This window comes from Streptomyces laculatispora (assembly GCF_017353455.1).
Classification (GTDB): Bacteria; Actinomycetota; Actinomycetes; order Streptomycetales; family Streptomycetaceae; genus Streptomyces; species Streptomyces laculatispora.
The window spans coordinates 1-7,969 of record NZ_JAFMPZ010000149.1 but is presented as its reverse complement, the minus strand read 5'-3'; the positions used below and the strand labels follow the sequence as shown (position 1 = coordinate 7,969).

Below are 7,969 nucleotides of genomic sequence, written 5' to 3'. Positions count from 1 at the left end.
GTGCCGTACGCGGGGCAGGGCAGGGCGCGGGCGGCGGGGTCAGCCCTTGAGCGCGCCGGAGGACAGACCGCTGACGAAGGACCGCTGGAAGAACAGGAAGACGATCACGGAGGGCAGCAGGGCCAGCAGGGAGGCGGCCATCACCACTCCGGGGGTGACGGAGGGGTCGATCCGCAGGGTCCGCAGCGCCAGCGGGAGCGTGTACGAGGAGGAGTTGGTGGAGACGAGGAGGGGCAGCAGGTACTGGTCCCAGATCATGGTGAAGCCGAAGACCCCGATGACGCCGAGGGCGGGCTTGCACATCGGCAGGATGATCTGGGCGAAGATCCGCAGATCTCCGGCGCCGTCGATGCGGGCGGCCTCCTCCAGTTCGCGGGGCACGTCCTTCATGAACTCGGTCATCACCAGGATGGAGAATCCCCAGGCACCCAGCGGAACGATCATTCCGGCCAGGGTGCCGATGAGGTTGAAGTGGACGACCGGCAGATCGGCGAGGATCAGGGACAGCGGGAGGGCCAGGATCTCCTCGGGCAGCATCAGCGTCGCCAGGACGGCGACGAGCACCAGCGTCATCCCGGGGAAGACCTTCCTGGCCAGCGCGTACCCGGCCAGGACGGAGACGGCCACCTGGAGCAGCAGCCCGCCGCCGACCACGAAGAACGAGTTCAGCAGGTACGTGAGCACCCCCTGGTCGAAGGCGATCCTGAAGTTGTCCAGTGTGATGCCCGAGGGGATGACGCTCAGCTGGGTCGGGTCCTTGACGTGGCCGAAGGCGCTGACGAGCAGGGCCAGCAGGGGCCCCGCGAAGACGATCAGGACCAGCAGGTAGACAACGGCCCTCAGAATCCGTCCGCCGGCACTCCGGCTCTCGGTCAGGCCCAGCGCGGTCTCGGTCTGCGCACTCACTTACTTTCCCTCCGCCGCAGCAGTTGGACGACGACGGTCAGGAGCAGCGTCGCGACGAACAGCAGGACCGCTCCCGCCGCTCCGACACCGAGCCGGTTCTGTTCAAGCCCGAGCTTGTAGATGAGGGTCATGACGACCTCGGTGGAACCGTCGGGTCCACCGTTGGTGAGCAGGAACACCTCGGTGAACACCCGCAGTCCGCGGATCGCGGCGAGGATGAACAGGATCGAGAACACCGACCGCAGTCCGGGCACGGTCACGTGCCAGACCCGCTGCCGCCTCGACGCTCCGTCGACCTTGGCGGCCTCGTACAGACCGCGGTCCACGCTCGTCAGACCGGCGAGGATGATCATCATGTCGTAGGGGGCGCCCCGCCAGATGCCGGTGAGCATGATGGAGGCCATCGACGTGTCGGGGTCGTTGATGAACCCCGACGGGCCCATCCCCACCAGGCCGAGGAGGGAGTTGAGCATGCCGTCCCCGGTCGGGTGGTACATGATCCGCCACAGTTCGGCGACGACCGCGATCGGCACCACCACCGGGAGGAACGCCGCGGAGCGCACGACCTTCAGCCGGCGGCTCTGCCCTTCCATCAGCAGGGCGAGGGCGAGGCCGAGTGCCATCGAGCCGGCCGTCTGCCCGGCGGCGAGGACGACCGTGTGCCACGCGGCCTCGCGGAATCCGTGGGACTGCAGAACCGTGGCGTAGTTCTCGGTGCCGACCCACTTGTTCCCCAGGTAGGGCTGAACCTCCTGGAAGGACATGGTCAGCGCGTTGGCCATGGGGATGAACTTGAAGTACAGGAAAAGAAGCAGAGCGGGGGCGAGGAACAGCCAGGGCGTCCACCACCGGCCCGATCTGCGGCTGCGCCCCAGGAGGCCGGTGGCCCCGCCGTCCCGGCGCCCCGCTTTCCGGGGGGCGGGCCCGGCCGCCGGAGGGGCGGCCGGTTCCGCCTGGTCGAGACTCATGACGCGGCGATCCCCTGCTCCTTGAGGATGTCGGCGAGCTGCTTGTCGAGCTCACCCAGCTTGGCCTCGGTGTCGAGACCGCAGTCCGCCATGAGCGCGTTCACGGTGTCCGCCGTCGCCTGCCGCACCGGGGTCCAGTTCGGGATGGACGGCGCGTACCGGCCGGAGTCCTGGTACGCCTGGGCGTAGGTCTTCCAGCGCGGGTCGGGACGCACCTGGGAGATGTCCACGGTCTTGTTGACGGGAAGCTGCACGATGTAGCCGGTGTCGCCCGCCATCGCCGTCTTCTGGCCCTCGGCGGAGACGGCGAAGCCGGCGAAGGCGTCCTGGCCGGCCCGGTTTTCGGAGCCGGCCATCAGATAGACGGAACCGCCCTCGGCGAGAACGGTGGCGTCCTTGGGGCCCTTGGGCATCGGCACGACCTCGTACTTGTCCTTGCCGAGGGTCTCGTCGAAGCGGGGCAGCAGGTACGGGCCGACGACGAACATGCCGGTCCGGCCCGCCTCGAACGTCTCGTTCGTCGGCGGGGTGTCCATGGTTACGGCGCCGGGCTGGATGGCCTTGGCCTTGCAGCCCAGGTCGCGGAACCACTGCATGGCCTCGACCGATGCCTTCGTGGTCACCGCCGGCTTGTACTTGCCCTTCCCGGCCTCGGTGATGAAGTCGCCGCCCGCGGCCCAGAGGAAGTTGGAGAAGTACCAGGAGGCGTAGCCGCGCTTGGTGGACAGCGGGGCGGCGAGACCGGCGGTGTTCTTCTTGCCGTCGCCGTCGGGGTCCTGGGTGGTGAAGGCCTTGGCCATCGCGGCGAAGTCGTCCCAGTTCTGCGGGACGTCGAGCTTGAGCTTCTGCCGCCAGTCCTTGCGGATGAGCAGCGCGGACGCCTGCGCCGAGTACGGCAGTCCGTACTGCTTGCCGTCCACGGTCTTCCCGGAGTCCAGCCCCTGGCCGATGATCTGCTCGCTGTCCTTGACCTTGTCCAGGTCGATCTCCCGGAGCAGACCCTGGCTGTGCATGGCCCCGAGCTGCGTCACGTCGTTCATGACGATGTCGGGGAGATTCTTCTGGGCGGCCCGCTGCTGCAGCTTGGTCTCGAAGTCGTCGAAGATGGCCGTGACCTCGACCTTGTAGCCCGTGGCCTTCTCGAAGGCGGTGGCGAGCTTGAGCGCGCCCTGCTCCCCCGGTCCGCCCGGTGTCGTCCTGGTCCAGAGCTCCAGAGGCGCCTTGGTGTCCTGCTTGGCATCCACTCCCGCAGGCCCGGATGAACAGCTGGTGAGGACCAGTGTCGAGGCGAGGACACCCGCACCGATCCAACGCGATCTCTGCATCACAACTCCCGTTTTCGCCGCATCACAGTTGGCCTGGAAAGCGCTTTCTGGGACGGTAACGGGGTCGGAATCAGTGGTCAATAGTCCGATGAATACAAAAAGTTTCCACCGGCCGGCACGACCCCCGCCGGACACCCTCCCGGGCACACCCCCGGCAATCCGGAACGCGCGAGGGTGGTATCGCCGTCAGATATCACCTGATAGCAGGCCAGTTCAATCATCCACACCAACAACCACTCCGATCCGGCACGGTACGGACCGCGACAACAACCACCCGAACAGCGAGGGCTGGACATCCGAGCTGTACGCGAGGACATTCCAGTGATCCGATGTATCGTCCCTGCAAGCCATCCAGGCCTGAGAAGCAAACAGGCCATACCAATCCACGACATTCAGTCAGACACTTGCCCACAGATCCGAGCAGGGACCGACGGCCGCCCGGCTGCCGGGCCAGCACCGGACGGGCCGAGGAGACAGACCCGACATGAGCGAACCGGCCACCGCACCGACAGCCCTGCTGGTCATGGAGGAAGAGCGCCGGGCGGACGTCTACCCGCCCGAGGTGCTGGCCGGGATCGGCCGGCTCGTGCACTGGCAGGGACCGCCCCTCACCAAGCAGGAGCTCGACGAGGACCCCGAGGTGCTGAGGAACGTCGACATCCTGCTCACGGGCTGGGGGGCGCCCGTCCTCGATACCGCCTTCCTGTCGCACGCCGCCGGGCTGCGGGCCGTTCTCGTCGCGGCGGGGTCCGTCCGGCACCTGACCACGCCCGCCTTCTGGGAGCGCGGCATCCCGATCGTCTCCGCCGCCGCGGCCAACGCCGTCCCGGTCGCGGAGTTCACCCTCGCCCAGGTCCTCCTCGGACTGAAGCAGGCACACCGCATCGCGCGGGAGGTCGCGAGCAGCCGCCGCTTCCCGCGCAATCCCGACGTCCCGGGCGCCTACCGGTCACGGGTGGGCCTGTTGGGACTCGGGCACATCGGCCGGCTCGTCGCCGCCCACCTCACCCGCTTCGACGTCGAGATCCTCGCCACCGATCCCGTCGCTTCCCCGGATGCCGCCCAGCAGGCGGGCGTCCGGCTGGTCCCCGTCGAGGAACTCTTCGCCACCTGCCATGTCGTCAGCCTCCACGCACCGCTCCTGCCCGAGACCCGCGGCACGATCGGGGCACCGCTGCTGAACTCCCTGGGGCCCGGCGCGACGCTGATCAACACCGCGCGGGGCGCGCTGATCGACGAGACGGCCGCCGCTCAGGTCCTGCGTGCCAGGCCCGACCTCACCGCCGTGCTCGACGTAACGCATCCCGAGCCCCCGGCCCATGATTCGCCACTCTTCACCCTTCCCAACGTTGTTCTGACACCGCACCTCGGCGGCGCCCTGGGCGCCGAACGCCACCGTCTCGGACAGCTCGTGCTCGACGAACTGCGCCGGTTCACACAGGACCTGCCGCTCCGGCATGCCATCGACCCCGCCCGGGCCGCTTCTCTGGCCTGACGCCGCCGGGCACTGCCGCCAAGGCTCCCTTCCCCGGGGGACGTCCGGTCGTGACGTCACGCGAGGCGGCCATGCTGTACCGAATGCCCGGGATCGGGCAAGCCCGATCGGCACCCCGTTCCGCAAGCCCGCAGCCCAGGGGCGTCACGTCAGCGAAACGTTAGTGAAACGTGAGTGAGACGTAAGCGGGAGGAGTGATAGTTCGGGACAGGCAACGGCCCAAGGGCTGTCCCGCACTGTCGTTCCGCATGTTCATTTCGGCCCGGCCGCCGCGTGAGCAAAGGAGCAGGCCGTGAACCCGAAAGGGTTCAAGGCCGAATTCCTCACGGCCATTGGCACTTTCACACGCGCCGACGGACCCACCGGGGATATGCGCGCACGGCCGATCATCGCGTTGCACGGCAATGTCACAGCGAATTGCGGGCCTCGGCCTTTCGGGACGGCGTCGGCAAGGGGCCCGATACAGCCGGGGCGGAACTCGCATGCCCGCGTCGGCATGGCGGGCAGGTCGTTCTCGGCACATCCCTCGGCGCGAATCGCCCAAGGGCTGTCCCGCAATCCCCGGCGGGCGCGTCTTCGGAGGCGAGGTTCCGCCCGTCCCGCCGTACGGACTCCGCAGCGTTCACCCGTGCGCCCTTACGCCCTTACGCCCTTACGCCCTTACGCCTCAGAGCTATCCGTCCCGCCGCAGCCCCGTCCAGGCGGGATGGCGCGGGTCGTCGGCCCGGACGACCGCGTCCGCGCTCCCGGCGGGCGCCACCTCGTCCTCGTACCGCGCGAACGCCGGCAGTGTCCACCGCTCGTCCTCCTCGGTGCGCCGCCGCAGCGCACCCGGCGACAGCCTCAGGTGGACGCTCAGGTCGAACGGGAACCAGTGCCCCAGCAGCAACGGCCCGTGCACCACCAGCACCCCGCCCTCCGGCAGGAGCCGGTACGGGCTCCTGGTGGCCCGGTCCGTCGCCGGGTCCCAGAGATCGGGCAGCACCCGCCCGCTGCCGCCCGCCTCCAGCGGCCCGAACACCTCACGCCACAGCGCCCCGGTGTCGAACCAGCTGCCGTAGTACGAGTCGGGGTCCCGCTTGCCGTACTCGTACCGCAGGCTGGCGGGCCGCAGGAATCCCGCCGTGGACACGGCGAGCACGGCCCGGCCGCGGAGCCGCAGCGCCTGTGCGACCGACTCGGCCAGCTCGCCGGTCCGGGCGGCCGGGGCCCCGTCGACGGCAACCTTGAGCCAGGGCCCGCCGTCGGACGGTTTCAGCGCGTCGGCGTGCGAGGCAAGGGCGTCCGCCAGCCGTTCCCAGGTGATCGCTTCATATCGCACGCATCCATCATCACCCCGTCGCGGCGAGGCTGTCCGCATCACCCGGGGCGTTGGCGGACCCCCGGCCGGCGCCGGGCCCGGCCCGTCAGCGAAGTTCCGCCCGATGGTCCGCCGCCAGCCGCACGACGCGCTCGGCGAGCGGCCCCCGGGCCGGTTCGATCGCCGCGGCGGCCTCGGCGAGGCGGGTGATGTCGGCGAACCAGTCACCGGAGACGGTGTCCGCCACCCCGATGCGGGCGAAGCCGCGCTCCAGCAGGCCCCGGGCGGTCTGCGGCTGTCCGCGCAGCACCGCCTTCACCGCGGCGACCGCGTTGGCGAGCGCGCTGGCGGGCCTCGACCAGTCATCACGGCGCGCCGACGGATTGTCCTGGTCGTAGCCGGGCCGGCCGGCGACGGACCGGGCGACGATCTCCAGGTCCAGGCGCCAGAAGAGGGGCAGGCGGTCGAAGTCGACGAAGAGGAGCCGCCTCTTGCGGGAGTTCCCCAGATCGGGGTCGACCCGCAGGGAGGCGACCCCGCGGACCGTGCCGAGCAGGTCCGGGACGGCGGCGACACAGTCCTCGAACCGGCCGTCGGGCACGATCCAGAGGAGGTCGATATCGCTGTACGCGTCGGCGGTCCCCCGGGCGAGCGAACCTCTCGGTTCCGCACGCGACCCGGCACAGTGGGTACGCAGCGCACACAGGACCTCCCGCGCCAACGCGGCCCGGCGCGCCGGGTCGAGGTCCTCGGGGCCCTCTTCGCTCACGGCCTGCCACCCCTCCGCCCCGCCTCGTACGCTCTTCCTCATGGACCTCGAATTCGCCCGCACGTTCGCCGCGCAGTGGCAGGAGGACTGGAACTCCCACGACCTGGAACGCGTTCTGACGCACTATCACGACGAGGTGACCTTCAGCTCGCCCATGATCGCCCGGTTCACCGGCGACCCCTCCGGCACCGTGCGCGGCAAGGACGAGCTGCGTGCGTACTGGGCCCGCGGGCTTGAGCTCATCCCCGACCTGAAGTTCGAGGTGATGGACGTCCGGGTGAGCGTCGGCACCCTGGTGATCGACTACCGCAACCAGATCGGCGGCCGGGTGTACGAGGTGCTGACGTTCCGGGACGGCCTGGTGATCGCCGGCCTCGGCGCGTACGGGGAGACGCTCGCCCGCTGACGGCCGGCGTCCGGCGGCGCGGTGGCCGGCCGGGACGACAGGGGGCGGGCCTCAGCCCTGCGTCAGCTCTTCCCGCCGCTCTTCCCGCCGCAGTCCACGGCGTCGGCGTCGTCGGAGAGTTCGCTGCCCTTGGGCAGCAGGTAGGTCACCCAGAGGACGACGGGCTCGGTCCCCAGATTGCGGCCGATATGGCGGTGCTTCGCCCCGGACGGCTCGATGAAGGACGTTCCGGCGGGTGTCACCTCGACCGAGCAGTCGTCCAGGGTGCGCGTCAGCGTCCCCTGCTTGACGACCGCGATCAGCTGACCGCGATGGGTGTGCCAGCCGGTGGAGCCGCCGGGCTCGATGGTGATCGTCCGGAAGGTGACGTCGGTACGGCCCTTCGGCGTCTTCACCTTCAGCTTGCCCGGCGATGTGCCCTCCGCGACGACGGTGGCGCTCACACCGCTGCCGGGGGTGGCGACGGCCGCCGACGGCACGAAGCCGAGCGCTGCCGCACAGCCCCCGATGACAAGCACCTTGCCCAGCCGCCCCTGCTGTCTGCCGAATCTCATGGGCAACTCCTCTGCATCAGTGTCCCGGGCATCATCGGTGTCCCCGACATCCCAAATGCCCCGACGCTACCCAGGAGTCGGCCGGGCGAACCATCCCGGCGCCGCCGTCATGCGCCACGCAGCTCCGCGGCCAGCGGCCCCTCGCCGGACACCTCGATCCGCCCGTCCCCGACCGCCTCGGCGAACGTCGTCTCACCGCGGCCCAGCGCCAGGCAGAGCTCGGCGTCGAGCACGATGCGCGCATCG

8 protein-coding genes and 1 pseudogene are annotated in these 7,969 nt (G+C 69.9%); 2 read left to right on the top strand and 7 right to left on the bottom strand.

Features of this window, described 5'->3' with window-relative positions; translation table 11 throughout:
- Positions 1 to 39: 39 nt before the first annotated feature.
- The 3 genes from J1C73_RS09005 to J1C73_RS08995 are packed head-to-tail and all read right to left on the bottom strand — an operon-like array spanning position 40 to position 3,199.
- A complete protein-coding gene (locus J1C73_RS09005; protein ID WP_123469333.1) occupies positions 40 to 906 on the bottom strand; it encodes a carbohydrate ABC transporter permease in 867 nt (288 codons plus the stop codon).
- Positions 903 to 1,874: a carbohydrate ABC transporter permease gene (locus J1C73_RS09000; protein ID WP_207315868.1), complete on the bottom strand. Its 972-nt coding sequence runs from the start codon at positions 1,872 to 1,874 to the stop codon at positions 903 to 905. Before J1C73_RS09000 ends, J1C73_RS09005 begins: the two co-directional genes overlap by 4 nt.
- Positions 1,871 to 3,199, bottom strand: a complete 1,329-nt coding sequence (locus J1C73_RS08995; protein ID WP_207315867.1) for a sugar ABC transporter substrate-binding protein — start codon at positions 3,197 to 3,199, stop codon at positions 1,871 to 1,873. The genes J1C73_RS09000 and J1C73_RS08995 overlap by 4 nt, the downstream gene beginning before the upstream one ends.
- Before the next feature lie 484 nt (positions 3,200 to 3,683).
- Between J1C73_RS08995 and J1C73_RS08990 the strand changes: the two genes are divergently transcribed.
- Entirely contained in the window at positions 3,684 to 4,694 is a 1,011-nt protein-coding gene (locus J1C73_RS08990) for a hydroxyacid dehydrogenase (RefSeq protein ID WP_207315866.1), read from the top strand.
- A gap of 673 nt (positions 4,695 to 5,367) precedes the next feature.
- On the opposite strand, the gene J1C73_RS08985 is transcribed toward J1C73_RS08990, so the two are convergent.
- Together J1C73_RS08985 and J1C73_RS08980 are read right to left on the bottom strand one after the other, a co-directional pair.
- Positions 5,368 to 6,015: a nucleoside/nucleotide kinase family protein gene (locus J1C73_RS08985; RefSeq protein WP_207315865.1), complete on the bottom strand. Its 648-nt coding sequence runs from the start codon at positions 6,013 to 6,015 to the stop codon at positions 5,368 to 5,370.
- A gap of 85 nt (positions 6,016 to 6,100) precedes the next feature.
- Complete coding sequence (locus tag J1C73_RS08980) at positions 6,101 to 6,763, bottom strand: nucleotidyltransferase domain-containing protein (RefSeq protein ID WP_307797633.1); 663 nt, start codon at positions 6,761 to 6,763, stop codon at positions 6,101 to 6,103.
- A gap of 40 nt (positions 6,764 to 6,803) precedes the next feature.
- Here J1C73_RS08980 and J1C73_RS08975 point away from each other — a divergent pair, with 40 nt between their 5' ends.
- Positions 6,804 to 7,169: a nuclear transport factor 2 family protein gene (locus tag J1C73_RS08975; protein WP_207315864.1), complete on the top strand. Its 366-nt coding sequence runs from the start codon at positions 6,804 to 6,806 to the stop codon at positions 7,167 to 7,169.
- 62 nt (positions 7,170 to 7,231) lie between these two features.
- On the opposite strand, the gene J1C73_RS08970 is transcribed toward J1C73_RS08975, so the two are convergent.
- Together J1C73_RS08970 and J1C73_RS34625 are read right to left on the bottom strand one after the other, a co-directional pair.
- The gene (locus J1C73_RS08970) at positions 7,232 to 7,723 is read right to left on the bottom strand and encodes a cupin domain-containing protein (protein WP_207315863.1); all 492 of its coding nucleotides are present in this window, start codon (positions 7,721 to 7,723) and stop codon (positions 7,232 to 7,234) included.
- Between the two features lie 107 nt (positions 7,724 to 7,830).
- Positions 7,831 to 7,969 (bottom strand): annotated as a pseudogene (locus tag J1C73_RS34625) (transcriptional regulator); the annotation flags it as partial.